12 protein-coding genes and 1 pseudogene are annotated in these 16,416 nt (G+C 69.3%); 11 read left to right on the forward strand and 2 right to left on the reverse strand.

Annotated elements, in window-relative coordinates:
- Positions 1-67 precede the first annotated feature (67 nt).
- The 7 genes and pseudogenes from NLU66_RS10155 to NLU66_RS10185 all read left to right on the forward strand — a co-directional run.
- Positions 68-877, forward strand: coding sequence for a GNAT family N-acetyltransferase (locus NLU66_RS10155; protein ID WP_259359583.1), 810 nt, complete (start codon positions 68-70; stop codon positions 875-877).
- A 48-nt stretch (positions 878-925) separates the two neighbouring features.
- Entirely contained in the window at positions 926-1,222 is a 297-nt protein-coding gene (gatC, locus tag NLU66_RS10160; RefSeq protein WP_259359584.1) for an Asp-tRNA(Asn)/Glu-tRNA(Gln) amidotransferase subunit GatC, read from the forward strand.
- 2 nt (positions 1,223-1,224) lie between these two features.
- Positions 1,225-2,739, forward strand: a complete 1,515-nt coding sequence (gene gatA, locus NLU66_RS10165; protein WP_259359585.1) for an Asp-tRNA(Asn)/Glu-tRNA(Gln) amidotransferase subunit GatA — start codon at positions 1,225-1,227, stop codon at positions 2,737-2,739.
- On the forward strand, positions 2,736-4,250 hold the full coding sequence (gene gatB / locus NLU66_RS10170; RefSeq protein ID WP_259359586.1) for an Asp-tRNA(Asn)/Glu-tRNA(Gln) amidotransferase subunit GatB: 1,515 nt from the start codon (positions 2,736-2,738) through the stop codon (positions 4,248-4,250). The genes gatA and gatB overlap by 4 nt, the downstream gene beginning before the upstream one ends.
- 300 nt (positions 4,251-4,550) lie before the next feature.
- A complete protein-coding gene (locus tag NLU66_RS10175; RefSeq protein ID WP_259359587.1) occupies positions 4,551-5,474 on the forward strand; it encodes a hypothetical protein in 924 nt (307 codons plus the stop codon).
- Positions 5,461-7,014 (forward strand): DUF262 domain-containing protein, encoded by a 1,554-nt coding sequence (locus NLU66_RS10180; protein ID WP_259362578.1) that lies wholly within the window; start codon positions 5,461-5,463, stop codon positions 7,012-7,014. Before NLU66_RS10175 ends, NLU66_RS10180 begins: the two co-directional genes overlap by 14 nt.
- 293 nt (positions 7,015-7,307) lie before the next feature.
- Positions 7,308-7,433 (forward strand): annotated as a pseudogene (locus tag NLU66_RS10185) (hypothetical protein); the annotation flags it as partial.
- Between the two features lie 109 nt (positions 7,434-7,542).
- On the opposite strand, the gene NLU66_RS10190 reads toward NLU66_RS10185, so the two are convergent.
- The gene (locus tag NLU66_RS10190) at positions 7,543-8,004 is read right to left on the reverse strand and encodes a VOC family protein (protein ID WP_259359588.1); all 462 of its coding nucleotides are present in this window, start codon (positions 8,002-8,004) and stop codon (positions 7,543-7,545) included.
- Between the two features lie 312 nt (positions 8,005-8,316).
- Between NLU66_RS10190 and NLU66_RS10195 the strand changes: the two genes are divergently transcribed.
- From NLU66_RS10195 to NLU66_RS10205, 3 genes are read left to right on the forward strand one after another with little or no spacing between them, the layout of a single operon-like run.
- Positions 8,317-9,870 carry a pyridoxal phosphate-dependent decarboxylase family protein gene (locus NLU66_RS10195; protein ID WP_259359589.1) on the forward strand — a complete coding sequence of 518 codons (1,554 nt, stop codon included), beginning with the start codon at positions 8,317-8,319 and terminating at the stop codon, positions 9,868-9,870.
- Entirely contained in the window at positions 9,867-11,198 is a 1,332-nt protein-coding gene (locus tag NLU66_RS10200) for a lysine N(6)-hydroxylase/L-ornithine N(5)-oxygenase family protein (protein ID WP_259359590.1), read from the forward strand. The genes NLU66_RS10195 and NLU66_RS10200 overlap by 4 nt, the downstream gene beginning before the upstream one ends.
- A gap of 44 nt (positions 11,199-11,242) precedes the next feature.
- On the forward strand, positions 11,243-13,600 hold the full coding sequence (locus NLU66_RS10205) for a GNAT family N-acetyltransferase (RefSeq protein WP_259359591.1): 2,358 nt from the start codon (positions 11,243-11,245) through the stop codon (positions 13,598-13,600).
- A gap of 33 nt (positions 13,601-13,633) precedes the next feature.
- On the opposite strand, the gene NLU66_RS10210 is transcribed toward NLU66_RS10205, so the two are convergent.
- Positions 13,634-14,482, reverse strand: a complete 849-nt coding sequence (locus NLU66_RS10210) for a helix-turn-helix transcriptional regulator (RefSeq protein WP_259359592.1) — start codon at positions 14,480-14,482, stop codon at positions 13,634-13,636.
- Between the two features lie 79 nt (positions 14,483-14,561).
- Here NLU66_RS10210 and ilvD point away from each other — a divergent pair, with 79 nt between their 5' ends.
- Complete coding sequence (gene ilvD, locus NLU66_RS10215) at positions 14,562-16,397, forward strand: dihydroxy-acid dehydratase (protein WP_259359593.1); 1,836 nt, start codon at positions 14,562-14,564, stop codon at positions 16,395-16,397.
- Positions 16,398-16,416: the final 19 nt, after the last annotated feature.

The raw sequence follows: 16,416 nt of genomic DNA on the forward strand, positions 1-16,416 counted from the left end.
GTCCCGCGCGTCGCTGCGCAGGCTGGACGGTGAGTCTAGTCGGCGGGCGCCGCGTAGGCTCGTGATCATGCCGAAGCGCTCCCGCCGCCCCTCCCCTCCGTCCTCCGACATCGACGGCTCCGCCCTGGTGGAGTCCCTGCTGGGCGGCTGGCGCGCGCTCGCGCGCCTCGACGTGGACGGCTTCGCGCTGCTGCGCTCGCGCGGGGTCACCCGCCGTGCGAACAGCATCGTGCCGATCGACCCTCCCGCGGAGCCCGCCGCTCTCGCCGCCGCCGTCGAACGGCTCGAGGGCCTCGCCGAGGCCGCCGGGCAGACCCCCACCTTCCGCCTGTTCACGGCCCCGCGCCTCGAGCACGGCCCGCTGCGGGAGCTGCTCCTGGCCCGCGGCTACGTCCCCGAGGGGCACACGCTCGTCCAGCAGCGCGAGCTCCCGGCCGCCGGGACCGCGCCGCACCCCGGCGCCCGGATCCTCGTGGGCGCCCCGGACGAGGACTGGCTCGCCGCCTCCTGGCACCTCTCCCCGCGGCCCGAGGAGGGCGCCCGGGAGACCACGCGCGACCTCATGGCCGGCACGCCCGCCGTCTACGTCTCCCTGCCGTCGGCCGAGGGCGCGGCGGGCGCCGCCGTCGGCCGCGCCGCCCTCGTCACCCAGGGCCGACGCACCGTCGCGGTGCTCGACGCGATCGCCGTGGACCCCGCCCACCGCCGCCAGGGGCTGGGCCGCGCCGTCGTCGGCTCCCTGCTCGCGCTCGCGGCCGTCCAGGGCGCCGGCCACGCCCTGCTCGAGGTCGAGGAGCACAACGCCGCAGCACGCGCGCTCTACCGGGGCGCCGGGCTCCGCGCCGGTGGCGAGTACCACTACCTCCGCCGCGGCTGAGCGGACGGACGGTCCGGGCGCGCGGGCGCCGCGGCCTAGACTGTCCCCATGCCTTCGATCGGACGAGACGACGTCGCACGCCTCGCCGACCTCGCACGGATCCAGCTCACCGATGAGGAGGTCGACCGCCTGTCCGGCGAGTTCGACGCCATCATGGACGCTGTCGCCTCCGTGTCCGAGGTCGCCACGGCCGACGTCCCCGCAACCAGCCACCCGCTCCCCATGACGAACGTGTACCGCGAGGACGTCGTCACGGACACCCTCACGCAGGAGCAGGCGCTCGCCGCCGCGCCCCAGGCGGAGGACGGCCGTTTCGCCGTGCCGCAGATCCTGGGGGAGGAGTGACCATGACCAGCACCGACATCCTGCGCACCTCCGCGGCCTCGCAGGCCGCCGCGCTCGCCGCCGGGGAGATCTCCTCCGCCGAGCTCACCGCCGCCCACCTGGACCGCATCGACGCCGTGGACGGCGACCTGCACGCCTTCCTCCACGTGAGCCGCGACGAGGCCCTGACCACCGCCCGTGACGTCGACACCCGCCGCGCCGCGGGGGAGGAGCTGCACCCGCTCGCGGGCGTGCCCGTCGCCGTCAAGGACGTCGTCGTCACCGAGGGCATCCCCACCACAGCCGCCTCGAAGATCCTCGAGGGCTGGGTCCCGCCGTACGACGCGACCCTCGTCGAGAAGCTCCGCGCCGCCGGCCTGCCGATTCTCGGCAAGACCAACATGGACGAGTTCGCCATGGGCTCCTCCACGGAGAACAGCGCCTACGGCCTGACCCGCAACCCGTGGGACCGCGAGCGGATCCCGGGCGGCTCGGGCGGCGGCAGCGCCGCGGCGGTGGGCGCCTTCGAGGCCCCGCTCGCGATCGGCACGGACACCGGCGGCTCGATCCGCCAGCCCGCCTCCGTCACCGGCACCGTGGGCGTCAAGCCCACCTACGGCTCGGTCTCCCGCTACGGACTCATCGCCATGGCGAGCTCCCTGGACCAGGCCGGTCCGGTGACCCGCACCGTGGCCGACGCCGCGCTGCTGCACGAGCTCATCGCCGGTCACGACGCCCGCGACTCGACGTCGCTCGCGGACCCGGTGGGCGCCTACGCCGCCGCGGCCGGCCGCAAGGACGTCAAGGGCCTGCGGATCGGCGTCATCGAGGAGCTCGAGGGCGAGGCCTTCGCCCCCGAGGTCAGCGCCCGCTTCACCGAGTCGCTCACCCTTCTCGAGCAGGCCGGCGCGGAGATCGTGCGCGTCTCCTGCCCGAACTTCGGCTACGCGCTCGGCGCCTACTACCTGATCATGCCGTCGGAGGCGTCCTCGAACCTCGCGAAGTTCGACGGCATGCGCTTCGGCCTGCGGGTGGTCCCGGAGGAGAGCCCGACGGCGGAGTCCGTCATGAAGGCGACCCGTGGCCAGGGCTTCGGCGACGAGGTCAAGCGACGCATCCTGCTGGGCACCTACGCGCTCTCCGCGGGCTACTACGACGCCTACTACGGCAGCGCCCAGAAGGTCCGCACGCTCGTGCAGCGCGACTTCGCGGCCGCCTTCGAGAAGGCCGACGTGCTCGCCTCGCCCACCTCGCCGACGGTCGCCTTCCGCCTCGGCGAGAAGGTCGACGACCCGCTGGCGATGTACGCCAACGACATCGCCACGATCCCGGCGAACCTCGCGGGCGTCCCCGGCATCTCGCTGCCCAGCGGCCTCGCCGAGGACGGCCTGCCCGCCGGCATCCAGTTCCTCGCCCCCGCCCGCGGGGACGAGCGTCTCTACCAGGTGGGCGGCGCTCTCGAGGCGCTGCTCGAGGACTCCTGGGGCGGTCCGCTGCTGGACCGGGCCCCCGATCTCGCCGGAGGTGCGGACCGATGACCACCACCACGACCGAGCTGGTCGACTACGACGACGCGACGGACCGCTACGACCCGGTGCTCGGCATCGAGGTCCACGTGGAGCTCGGCACCGCCACCAAGATGTTCGACGGTGCGCCGAACATCTTCGCCGCGGAGCCCAACACGGCGATCACCCCGGTCTCCCTCGGGCTGCCCGGCTCGCTGCCGGTCGTCAACGGCACGGCCGTCGAGTACGCGATCCGGATCGGCCTCGCGCTGAACTGCTCGATCGCGGAGACCTGCCGCTTCGCCCGGAAGCAGTACTTCTACCCGGACCTCACGAAGAACTTCCAGACCTCGCAGTACGACGAGCCCATCGCCTTCGACGGCTGGGTCGACGTCGAGCTCGAGGACGGGGAGATCGTGCGCGTCGAGATCGAGCGCGCGCACATGGAGGAGGACGCCGGCAAGAACACCCACGTGGGCGGCGCGACCGGTCGCATCCAGGGCGCCACGCACTCCCTCGTGGACTACAACCGCGCCGGCGTGCCGCTCGTCGAGATCGTCACGCGTCCCATCGAGGGCACCGGAAAGCGGGCCCCCGAGGTCGCCGCCGCCTACGTGCGCACCCTGCGGGACATCTTCCGCACCCTCGACGTCTCCGAGGCCCGCATGGAGCGCGGCAACGTGCGCGCGGACGTCAACGTCTCCCTGCGGCCCACGCCCGAGTCCCCGCTCGGCACCCGCACCGAGACCAAGAACGTCAACTCGTTCCGGGCGATCGACCGCACCGTGCACTTCGAGATCTCCCGCCAGGCGGGCATCCTCGACGCGGGCGGCACGGTCATCCAGGAGACCCGGCACTTCCACGAGGACACCGGCTCGACCTCCTCGGGCCGCGTGAAGTCCGACGCCGAGGACTACCGCTACTTCCCGGAGCCGGACCTCGTCCCCGTCGCGCCGAGCCGCGAGTGGGTCGAGGAGATCCGGGCCGCGCTGCCGGAGCTTCCGGCCGCGCGCCGTCGCCGCCTGCTCGGCGAGTGGGGCTTCAGCGACCTCGAGATGCGGGACGTGCAGAACGCCGGCGCGCTCGATCTCATCGAGCAGACGGTCGCCGCGGGCGCCTCCGCGCAGTCCGCCCGCAAGTGGTGGATGGGCGAGCTGGCCCGTGTGGCCCGCGAGCAGGAGGTCGAGCTCGAGGAGCTCACCGTCACCCCGGCGCAGATCGCGGAGCTGCAGGGCCTCGTGGACGGCAAGAAGATCAACGACAAGATCGCCCGGAAGGTCCTCGGCTCCGTGCTCGAGGGCAAGGGCGACCCGGCCGCGATCGTGGAGGCCGAGGGTCTCGCCGTCGTCTCCGACGACTCGGTGCTCACGACCGCCGTGGACCAGGCCATCGCGGACAACCCCGACGTGGTCGCGAAGATCCAGGGCGGCAAGGTCCAGGCGATCGGCGCGCTGATCGGCCCGATCATGAAGGCCACCCGCGGTCAGGCCGACGCCGGCCGCGTGCGCGAGATCATCATGGAGAAGCTCGGCGTGCAGGGCTGACCCAGTCGAATCTAGTAGATCCTTGCGAGGATCGATTCGACACTTTCTTAGGGCCGACCGGCATTTTCCGGTCGGCCCTAAGTCGATGGCGACGCCGCGCCATACGAGTGCTAGGCAGGCCGCTGGAGTGCTACGCTCCACAAGTGGGATGTAGCACATCGGCGTAGGGTCGCCGCGAGTGGCTCTCGGTGGTCTACCTATGTGCGCCGTTCGCATCGGACAGATTTGATCGACCCTAAGGCGCATGAATGAATCCTCTACGGCAGGCACTTTGCGCAATGCAATAGGGAGCGAGGCAAGGTGACCGACTACTCTTCCAATAGTGGATGCGCGTCAAAGGCCGACGACGCCAAGAAGCAGCGAGAGAAGATGGAAAAGGAGCTCTCTCTAGCTACAGGACATTCATTCGATGCCAGCGAATTCAAGTTTAGGCGTGAACAGACGCTAGCTCTATCGGCCGTAAACGGGTCGGATGTATTCGCAGAGTTGGCAGCTCTCCACTCGAGATTATCTCAGGAATTCTTCCCTGGGGGTATTCGGGCGCTCGAATCCTGGGCTAACGGAGACTCACAGTTCCATTTCGTATCAAAGAGCCCCGATTCGATAATCGACAAATTGTACCGTCTGAACATCCTCGAGAACGAATACTATGCGGACGGAAATCCGCCCCGGTGGAGAGATCTAAGCCAGCTTGTAGATTCCAGGGAGGCGGGGACCCACACGCGTGAAGAGTGGATTACCACCGAGACCTATAATCTTGCAATAGACGACCTCGTAAGGTCAAAGTTCGTCGTGCCGTTCATGGATCAAGTAGCGGCTGTAAGTGACGAAATAGTTGAAATCCTTTCCTCATCTGGAGTGCCGCACTATAAGCGGTATCACGCGAAAGACTCTGGCTACCACGCAAGGCACGTATACGGCGTGGTGGAGATTCCGATAGGGTCTGGATCCGCGCGAAAAATCACGGTCGAGATTAAGGTCTTGACCAAGATGCAGGATCTTCTCGGCGAAATTACCCATTCGATGTATGAGGCACAGCGAGCAGGTGTCACTTCAATGCGTAAGAAGAGGACCATCGCCTGGGAAACGGATCGTCCAGAATTTTGGGCGTCGTACACTAGTCACGCCGCACACTTAGTAGAAGCCGAGATTGTGCGACTCCGCGATCAAGTAAGTTCACTAGGTATTGCTAGAATGGACGGTGGCAACAATGCAGAATCCTGAACCTCGAAGCCAGTACCTTAACTTCGTTCTTCGTCAAATAGATCAAACTAAACTTCGAATTCCACAGTTTCAACGCCACTTTGTGTGGGTTTCGGGGGACGTACTTGCACTACTCGACAGCATTAAACTGGGTTACCCAATCGGGAGCATTCTTACTTGGAAGCTCGAGCCGGGTGATGAGTACTTTTCTGGGTTTCGCACAGGCACTTTCCCGGAAGTTAAGCCGGAGCTATCGACGTTCGAAGTTATCTTGGATGGAGCGCAGCGTCTATCGACTCTCTATGGGACACTGAAGAACCCGGCAGAAGAGCCTTTGTACGATGTGCTTTATAACCTTCGAGACGAGGTCTTTCAGTATCCAAGGAAGGGGAAGCTCTCGGACTCAGAGAGTAGCGGAGCCTGGCTCCTTCCGATGTCCGCACTATTGGACAGCCGTCGGTTCTTGGAGTGTCAATCGCGAATTAACCAACTTGAAGACTCTGCGGAGCTTATTGACCGCGCACTCGATCTATATTCCACCTTTCAGGAGTATCAGATCCCCATAATCTCACTCTCCGATGCCTCATTGAATGAGGTTGTTGAAGTATTCCGCCGGGTCAATAGCAGTGGCACACCGCTGTCGGCCGTTGATTTCACCAGGGCGCTAACCTGGAGATCGAACTTCGACTTGGAGCCAACTTTTGGCGGCCTTATTGAGAAGTTTTCTGATAGTGCGCTCGAAGGCCTGAGTGAAGAGTTTCTCGTACGTTGTCTTGCCGTGACGGCGGGGCTTGGAGTGGATGCTCGAGAGATTGTCGAGTTGAAAGACTATTCGGGACGCTCGGCGGGCCTAAAGGCGGAAGTTGACGATATGTCTGTTGCGCTGTCGAGGATGGAGGAGTTTCTCGAAGGTATTGGCGCAAGAATGATTTCTGAGGTGCCTTACGAGATTCAAAGAATACTGATCTATTCGGTCTTCCTTCTCGAGCCGGAGGTGTCAGCCGAGCATCTTCGTCGATGGCTCTGGACTTCTACCTTCGCCGAAGAGTACCAAAGCAAGCCTGACTCCTTCACTACGCGAATGATTCGATTTATTCGTGAAAGGCAACTGAGTCAAGCTCTAGCTATTAACAACGCCCTCGATCCCGAGTTGTTTGCAAAGAGGAAGAGGCGAGCCGGCTCGGCCGTGACCCAAGGATTTGAGCTCTTCATTTTCGATCGGGAGGTTTATTCCCCTGTAAGTGGCGATTTGATTTCTCGAGCTGATGCTCTTCCGGTCAGAATGCTTGAGGGTTCAGCCGCATCTGAGGGTGGCTTCGATCAATCTGTCCTATCTAACTGGGTATTCATAAGGCATGAAGAGCGTTCTGCCTGGCCCGAGGTTCGGCTTACGATTGAGAAGTCGATACTGCAAAACGCGGCTCTTCCTGATTCAATAGTTCGGGGCTTGGTCTCGCAATGTGTCATCGATGAGTCGACCCCCGTCGCAGGCGCAGATGCGGCGGCTAGGTTGCTCAGGGATCGGTCTATCCGGCTACTTGACCCGCTAAAAGTAGCTTAGAAGGAGTGCGGTGATTAATGGCAGCCGTTGAAGTCTTTTTCGTCCAGCATCTCGCATCGAGTTCCTCATGGGTCCTGCGTACATCGACAACTAAAGCCGCCCTCTTTGAGTGTGTGACATTACTGTGAATTGTGGTGTCTACTTAAGGGGTTGCTCGGATTTCGAGGGCAAGGTTAGATTATGTTCGTGTGGCCACTTACTGTGGCGCGTGGATATTTGTGGTTCCTGTGGCGCGTGGATAAATGTCTCGTTTTGTGCTCGGGAGAATTGGGCGATTGGTAGCGGACAACCGAGACGTGGTCGCGAAGATGCAGGCGATCGGCGCGCTGATCGGCCCGATCATGAAGGCCACCCGCGGTCAGGCCGACGCCGGCCGCGTGCGCGAGATCATCATGGAGAAGCTCGGCGTGCAGGGCTGAGGCCCCGCCATCGCGCACGGGAGCGCCGCACCCCTCAGGGGTGCGGCGCTCCGTCGTCCCCGGGGAGACGCCGTCGGACCAGCTCGCCGCCGCGACTGGGCCGATCGGCTCAGTCGAGGCAGAACTCGTTGCCCTCCGGATCGGCCATGACGATGAAGCCGAGGCTCATCGGCGGCTCCGGGTCGTGTCGCGCGAGGCGGCGACCGCCGAGGGCGACGAGCCGCTCGCACTCCCGCTCGAGGGCGGCCATCCGCTCGTCGTCCCGCAGATCCGGGGCGGTGCGCACGTCGACGTGGACGCGGTTCTTCGCGACCTTCTCCTCGGGCACCTGCTGGAAGAAGAACCGCGGCCCGCGGCCGTCCGGGTCCTCGAGGGCGGAGGCGCTGTTGCGCTGGTCCTCGGGCACCCCGCTGCGCTCGAGGAAGGCGTCCCAGGCCTCGAGCGGGTCCTCACCGGGGGAGAGCTCGACCCCGGGCGGTCCGGGATGCACGTAGCCGAGCACCTCCTTCCAGAAGGCGGAGAGCGCGCGCGGGTCGCGGGCGTCGAGGGTGATCTGGATCGTGGCGCTCATGGCTCCTCCATCGGAGTGGACGAGGCGGGCCCCGTGCCCGCCCTGCAGCGCCCATCCTCCGCCCGATCGAGGACAGGTGCTGTCCGCTGAGCGATGGGCGCCCGGCGTCGAGCTGCCGAGAGAGCCGTGACCATCCGGTGCAGCAGCACCGGAATGGTGCTCTGTCCAGGCCTTATGTCCGATCCTCGGGGATCGTGGGACATGTCATGCGCCACGCGGGACGGAGTTGCGCGCGCAAAGGGTTGCGTATTTAGGGTAGCCAACCCTTAGTCGCGCCGGGCCTCGTGCCCGCCTCACCCGGAGGTCCTGCCCATGGCCGTCCTCGCCACTGCTCCCGCCCCGTCGACCGCCGCCCGCCGGCAGACCGCGACCGTCGTCGACCCGCCGCAGAGCCCCACCGGACCGGCCCCCTCCGGCCTGCTCACCGCCCGCACCTCCGAGGACTACGCCGCGCTCCTGCAGCGCACCGTGGACCGCCTCGCCGACCGCTTCGCGAGCGTCGACGCCCCGAGCGCCGGCCCGGACCTCGAGCGCCTCCGCCGCCTCGTCGGCGCCGCCGACCTCGACGGCCCCGGCGTCGGATCGGGCGCCGCCCTCGCCGAGGCGGACTCCCTCTACGCGCAGAACGCCGTCTGGTTCCATCACCCCGCCTACCTCGCCCACCTCAACTGCCCCGTCGCCGTGCCCGCCGTCGCCGCGGAGGCCATGCTCGGTGCGATCAACACCTCGGTGGACACCTACGACCAGTCCCTCGTCGGCACCCTCATGGAGCAGCGGCTCGTGGCCTGGACCGCCGAGCGGATCGGGTTCACCGCCGGCGACGGCGTCTTCACCTCCGGCGGCACCCAGTCCAACCTGCAGGCGCTCTTCCTCGCCCGCACCCGCGCCGAGCGCACGAGCGGCGAGCCCCGCTCCGCCCTGCTGCCGCGGCTGCGCGTGCTCAGCACCGACGCCGCCCACTTCTCCGTCTCCCGCTCCGCCGCGCTGCTGGGCCTGGACGAGGACGCCGTGCGCACCGTCGCCACGGATGCCGACGGCCGCATGGACCCCCGCGCCCTGCGCACCCTCCTCGCCCACCTCCACGCCGCCGGGGACACCGTCATGGCCGTCGTCGCGACCGCCGGCACGACCGACCGCGGCCTCGTGGACCCGATCGCCCCGATCGCCGAGGTCACGAGCGCCGCCGGCGTGTGGCTCCACGTCGACGCGGCCTACGGCGGCGGGCTCCTCGTCTCCCCGCGCCGCCGGCACCTCCTGGACGGCATCGAGCACGCGGACTCCGTGACCGTGGACTACCACAAGACCTGGTTCCAGCCGGTCTCCTCGAGCGCGCTCGTGGTCCGCGACCCCGCGGATCTCGCCGCCGCCGCCCACCACGCCGACTACCTCAACCCCGCCGCCGAGGCCGCCTCCGAGGACGCCGAGCCCAATCAGGTGGACCGCTCCCTGCAGACCACCCGCCGCTTCGACGCGCTCAAGCTCTGGACCACGCTGCGGGCACTCGGCCCCGAGCACATCGGGAGCATGGTCGACGCGATCTGCGACCTCGCGATCGCCGTGCGCGCGCACCTCGAGGACGACCCGGACCTCCACGTGCAGGGCACCACGGACCTCAGCACCGTGATCCTCCGCTTCCAGCCGCCCGGCGTGCCCGACGCCGTGGCCGACGACCTGCAGGCGCGGATCCGCCGCGACCTGTTCCGCTCGGGCCGCGCGATGGTCGCCCGCACCACGATCGACGGCGTGCCCTGCCTCAAGCTCACGCTCCTGAACCCCGAGACGACCGTGGCCGACGTCGCCGCCGTGCTCGAGCAGGTCCGCGCGACCGGCGAGCAGCTGCTCGCGGGGACGGAGGCGACGCGATGAGCACGGGCACCACGCACGCCCACGTCCACGACCTCGTCGGCATCGGCATCGGCCCCTTCGGCCTGGGCCTCGCCGCCCTCGCCGATCCCCTGGAGGACGTCGACGCGGTGTTCCTCGACCAGGCCGCCGGATTCTCCTGGCACCCCGGCCTGCTCATCGAGGGGACCACCCTGCAGGTGCCCTTCCTCGCCGATCTCGTGACGATGGCGGACCCCACCTCCCGCTACTCGTTCCTCGCCTTCCTCAAGGCGACCGGCCGGCTCTACCCCTTCTACATCCGCGAGTCCTTCTACCCGCTGCGCGCCGAGTACGACGCCTACTGCCGCTGGGTCGCCGAGCAGCTGGACTCGCTGCGCTGGCGCCGCCGCGCGGTCGAGGTGGTCGAGGAGGGCGAGCACCTGCTCGTCACCGTCGAGGTGCTCGACCAGGACGGCCGCGCCCGGGGCGTGGAGCACCTGCGCACCCGGCACCTCGCCCTCGCGCTCGGCACCGCCCCGCACCTGCCCGGACCGCTCGCCGCCCTCGCCGAGCAGGCGGCCGACGGCGCACCCGTGCTCCACAGCGCCGGGTACCTCGACCGCCGCGAGGAGCTGCTGTCCCGGGACTCGGTGACCGTCGTCGGCAGCGGGCAGTCCGCCGCGGAGGTCTACCGCGACCTGCTCGAGGCGAGCGAGGGGCGCGGCACCCGCGTGGACTGGGTGACCCGCTCCCCGCGGTTCTTCCCCATGGAGTACACGAAGCTCACCCTCGAGATGACCTCCCCGGAGTACACCGATCTGCACCGCTCCCTTCCCGGGGAGGTGCGGGACCGGCTCGCGCGAGAGCAGCGCCAGCTGCACAAGGGGATCAGCGCCCCGCTCATCGACGAGATCCACGAGCTGCTCTACCGGCTCTCCGCGGGCGGCGCCGAGGTGCCGAGCACCCTGCGCGCGGGCACCGCCGTCACCGCGGCCCGCCGCGAGGGCGAGCAGATCGTCCTGGACCTCGAGCACGAGCTCACCGGGACCGGCCGCACCCACCGCACCGGCGCCGTCGTCGCCGCGACCGGCTACGCGCCGCGCGAGCCGCAGCTGCTGGACGCCCTGGGCGCGCGGGTGCTGCGCGACGAGCACGGCCGCCCCGCGCCCCGCCGCGACTACACCCTCGACGCCGACGGCCGCCTCCACGTGCTCGGCACCGAGGAGCACACGCACGGCGTCACCGCCCCGGACCTCGGCTTCGGCGCCTGGCGCGCCTCCGTGGTGCTCGCGGCGATCACCGGCCGCGAGCCGTACCCGATCGAGCGCCGCATCGCCTTCCAGAGCTTCGGGCCGGAGGGCGAGCGCTGATGACCGCCCTCCCCTCCACCCACCCACGCCACCCAGGAACCGCCATGGACCTCACGACCCGTCCCCTCGACCTCAGCTTCCGCCCGCTCGACCCGGCCGCGGACGCGACCCTCCTGCACCGCTGGCTGAGCATGCCCCGCGCCCGCTTCTGGATGATGACCGAGCACACGCCCGCCCAGGTGCGCACCTACCTCGACCAGATCGCCTGCTCCGCGCACGAGCAGGGGTGGATCGGCATGCGCGGCGGCGAGCCGCTCGTGTACGTCGAGACCTACGACCCCGCGCTGCTGCTTCCCGCGGGGGTGCTCGAGCCGGAGCCCGGGGACCTCGGCATGCACCTGCTCGTCGCCCCGCCGGAGGGCGAGCCCGAGCACGGGCTCACGACGGCCGTCATGGGCGCCGTGGTGCGCTGGTGCCTGCACGGTCGCGGCGCCGCACGGATCGTCGTGGAGCCCGACGAGCGCAACACGGCGGTGCTCGCCAAGAACGCCGCCGCCGGCTTCCGGGTGCTGCGCACGATCGAGCTCGGCACCGGCGCGGAGGCGAAGCGCGCGGTGCTCAGCGTCTGCACGCGCACCGACCACGCCGCCTCCCTCCTCGGCGCGGGGGCGGATCCGCTCGCGCACCTCGGGGCGGAGGTGGGGGAGCGGGTGCACCGCCAGCTGCTCGCCAAGGCCATCGCCGAGTTCAGCCACGAGCGCATGCTCACCCCGGAGCCGGACGGCAGCGCCGAGGGGGCCTACCGGATCACCGCTCGCGACGGCGCCGTGCGCTGGACCTTCACCGCCCGTGAGCTGCCGCTCGAGCACTGGCTCGTGGACCCGGCCTCGATCCGGCGCCACGAGGACGGCGAGGAGACGCGGCTGGACGTGCTGGACCTCGTCCTCGACCTCCAGGAGCAGCTCGGGCTGCCCGAGGAGCTCGCCTCCACCTACCTCGAGGAGCTCTCCTCGACCTTCGCCGCCCGCTGCGCGACGCTCACCGAGGCCCTCGGGGGCGGCCGCCCCACGAGCGCCGAGCTGCTCTCGGCGGGACTCGAGGAGATCGAGGCGGCGATGACGGAGGGTCACCCCGGCTTCGTCGCGACCAACGGGCGGATCGGCTACGGCCTCGCCGACTACCGCGCCTACGCCCCCGAGCAGGGACGCCGCACCCGCCTGCAGTGGGTCGCCCTGCGCCGCGAGCTCGGCCACCTCGCCCTCGGCGAGGGACTGGACGAGCAGTCCCACCTCGACGCCGCCCTCTCGCCGGAGGAGCGGGAGGTGTTCGCCGCGCGCCTGCGCTCCCGGGGCCTGGACCCGGAGGACTATCACTACCTGCCCCTGCATCCCTGGCAGGCCGATCACCGCCTCGCGATCACCTTCGCGGCCGACGTCGCACGCGGGGATCTCGTACCGCTCGGCGAGGGCGGGGCGGAGCTCCAGCCCCAGCAGTCCCTGCGCACCTTCCTGGACCGCACGCGCCCCGGCGCCCCGTACGTGAAGACGGCGCTCGCGATCCAGAACATGGGCTTCCTGCGCGGGCTGTCCCCGGCATACATGCGGGACACCCCCGCGATCAACGACTGGCTCGCCCGCCTCGTCGCCGAGGACGCGGAGTTCGCCCGCTGCGGCGTGACCGTGCTGCGGGAGCGCGCCGCGATCGGCTACACGGGGGACGTCTACCACCGCACCGCGAGCAGCAACCCGCACCGCAAGATGCTCGCCGCACTCTGGCGGGAGAGCCCGCTGCCGCTCCTGGCCGAGGGCGAGCGCGCCTTCACGATGGCCGCCCTGCTGCACCGCGACCACGAGGGCCGCTCGTACGCGGGCGCCCTGATCCTCGCCTCCGGCCTCACCCCCGCCGACTGGGTCACGGGGTACCTGCGCGCCTACCTGCGGCCGCTCGCGCACCTGCTGCTCGCCCACGACACGGTCGTCATGCCGCACGGGGAGAACATCATCCTGCGGGTTTGCGATCAGCAGGTGGTCGGCGCCTTCCTCAAGGACATCGGCGAGGAGATGGCCGTGCTGGGGGAGCGGGAGCTGCCCCGGGACGTCGAGCGGATCCGCGCCCTCGTGGGCGGGGAGGAGAAGGCGCTGTCGATCTTCACCGACGTGTTCGACGGCGTGCTGCGTCACCTCTCCGGGATCCTCGACGCCGACGGCCTCCTGGGCGCGGAGGAGTTCTGGGGCCTCGTCGGCCAGGTGCTCGACGAGCACGAGGCGGATCATCCGGACCTCGCCCGCGGGATCGGCGGGGACGTGGACCTGCGTGCCGGGAGCTTCGCCCACTCGTGCCTGAACCGGCTCCAGCTGCGCAACACGCTGCAGATGGTCGATCTCGGCGACCAGGCCTCGTCCCTGCTCTATGCGGGGCGCATGGAGAACCCCGTCGCGCGGGTCGGGGTGGCGATCGTCTGAGGCCGCAGGGGGGGGCGGCCGCGGCGTCCGGGATCAGTCCCCGGCGGCCGGGCCGGCCTCCAGCAGCGCCGCGGCCGCGGCGGGCGTGCCGTCCTCGTCGAGCGGAAGGTATGAGACCACGTGCAGGTCAGGAGCATCCTGCGGGACGATGTTGACCTGCTCGAAGACGAGCCGCCCCACGACCGGGTGCTCGAACACCCGGCGCCGGGAGCTGAATCGGTCCACCTCGTGCGCATCCCAGGCGCGGGAGAACTCCGGGCTCACCGTGCGCAGGTGGTTCACGAGACGTACGTGCTGCGGCCCGCCGCTGCGACCGCTCGCCTCCGCGCGGTACTCCGCGAGGAACTGGCGGCTGGTGCGGTCCCAGTCCGGCAGCATCGAGCGCACCCACGGGTCGGTGAAGATGAACTGGAGCAGGTTCCGTTGGGCGGGGTCCGCGTCCCGCACCGCCGGGAACAGGCCCTCGTAGGCGCGGTTCCAGGCGGCGACGTCCCAGTGCGTGGTCAGGGCGAAGGAGGGTGCGGGGTCGAGAGCGTCCAGCAGGTGCTGGACGTGCGCGGGCACCGGGGCGGGCTCGGCGAGATCGGGGCGCGGCGGCGGCGTGAATCCGGCGAGTCCGAGCACGTAGTCGTGCTCCGCCTCGGTGAGGCGCAGGTTCACAGCCACGGCGTCGATGACCTGCCGTGACGGGTTGATGTCCCGCCCCTGCTCGAGCCAGGTGTACCAGGTGACGGAGACGCCGGAGAGGAAGGCGATCTCCTCCCGGCGCAGGCCCGTCGTCCGGCCGCGACCCACGGGCGGCAGGTCGTAGTCGGCCCGCTGCACCTCGTTGCGCCGTCGGCGCAGGAAGGTGCCGAGCTCGGTGCGTGCGCCGGTGTCCATGCCGCGAAAACTATCAGTTCCACCACTAGTAGCAGTCGTGTCTTGGCGCCCGGTCGCTCCAGGTGGCCTAATGGACCCCATGCCTCAGCTCCGCTCCCGCACCTCGACCCACGGTCGCAACATGGCCGGCGCCCGCGCCCTGTGGCGCGCCACCGGCATGGAGAAGTCCGACTTCGGCAAGCCGATCATCGCCATCGCGAACTCCTACACGCAGTTCGTCCCCGGCCACGTCCACCTCAAGAACCTCGGCGACCTCGTCGCCGGCGCGGTCAAGGAGGCCGGCGGCATCGCCCGCGAGTTCAGCACGATCGCCGTCGACGACGGCATCGCCATGGGCCACGGCGGCATGCTCTACTCCCTGCCCTCGCGCGACGTCATCGCGGACAGCGTCGAGTACATGGTCAACGCGCACTGCGCGGACGCCCTCGTGTGCATCTCCAACTGCGACAAGATCACCCCCGGCATGCTCATGGCCGCCATGCGCCTGAACATCCCGGTCGTCTTCGTCTCCGGCGGCCCGATGGAGTCCGGCAAGCCCGTCGAGGGCGTCGTCGACCACCGTCTCGACCTCGTCGACGCGATCTCGCTCTCCGCGGACGAGTCGATCACCGACGTCCAGCTCGCCGAGATCGAGGAGAACGCCTGCCCCACCTGCGGCTCCTGCTCCGGCATGTTCACCGCGAACTCGATGAACTGCCTCACCGAGGCGCTCGGCCTCTCGCTGCCCGGCAACGGCACCACCCTCGCCACACACGCCTTCCGCAAGGAGCTCTTCCTGCGCGCCGGCCGCACGATCGTGGACCTGTGCCGCCGCTACTACGAGGAGGACGACGAGTCCGTCCTCCCGCGCAGCATCGCGACCAAGGCCGCCTTCGCCAACGCCATGAGCCTCGACGTCGCGATGGGCGGCTCCACCAACACGGTGCTGCACATCCTCGCCGCCGCGATCGAGGGCGAGGTGGACTTCGGCCTCGAGGACATCGACCGCCTCTCCCGCTCCGTGCCGTGCCTCGCGAAGGTCGCGCCGAACAGCCAGAAGTACCACATCGAGGACGTCCACCGGGCGGGCGGCATCCCCGCCATCCTCGGCGAGCTGAGCCGCGCGGGCCTGCTGGACCACTCCGTCCACTCCGTGCACTCGCCGGACCTCGACACCTGGCTCGACGACTGGGACATCCGCTCGGGCAGCACCACCAAGGAGGCGGAGGCGTTCTTCCACGCCGCCCCCGGCCGCGTGCGCACCACCCAGGCGTTCTCGCAGTCCGCCGTCTGGGAGGACCTCGACCGCGACGGGGAGTCCGGCGCGATCCGCGCGGTCGCCCACGCCTACACCAAGGACGGCGGGCTCTGCGTCCTCAAGGGGAACCTCGCCACCGAGGGCGCCGTCATCAAGACGGCCGGCATCACCGAGGACCTCTTCCACTTCGAGGGCACCGCCGTCGTCTGCGACTCGCAGGAGGAGGCCGTCCAGAAGATCCTCGACAAGACCGTCAATGAGGGGGACATCGTGGTCATCCGCTACGAGGGCCCCCAGGGCGGGCCGGGCATGCAGGAGATGCTCTACCCCACCTCCTTCCTCAAGGGTCGCGGCCTCGGCAAGGCCTGCGCGCTCATCACCGACGGCCGCTTCTCCGGCGGCACGAGCGGCGTGTCCATCGGCCACATCTCCCCGGAGGCGGCCGAGGGCGGCCTGATCGGCCTCGTCGAGGACGGCGACAGGATCGTGCTCGACGTCGACAAGCGCCTGCTCGAGCTGCAGGTCCCGGACGAGGAGATCGAGCGTCGCCGCACCGCGAAGGGTGCGCTGCCGTGGCGCCCCGAGCACCGCGAGCGCGAGGTCTCCCAGGCGCTCAAGGTCTACGCGCACCTCGTGCGCTCGGCGACCTACGGCGCGACCCGCCGCCCGCTGGACTGACCCCGCACGCAGAGCGCCC

Source organism: Brachybacterium sp. NBEC-018, assembly GCF_024860185.1.
Lineage (GTDB): Bacteria > Actinomycetota > Actinomycetes > Actinomycetales > Dermabacteraceae > Brachybacterium > Brachybacterium rhamnosum.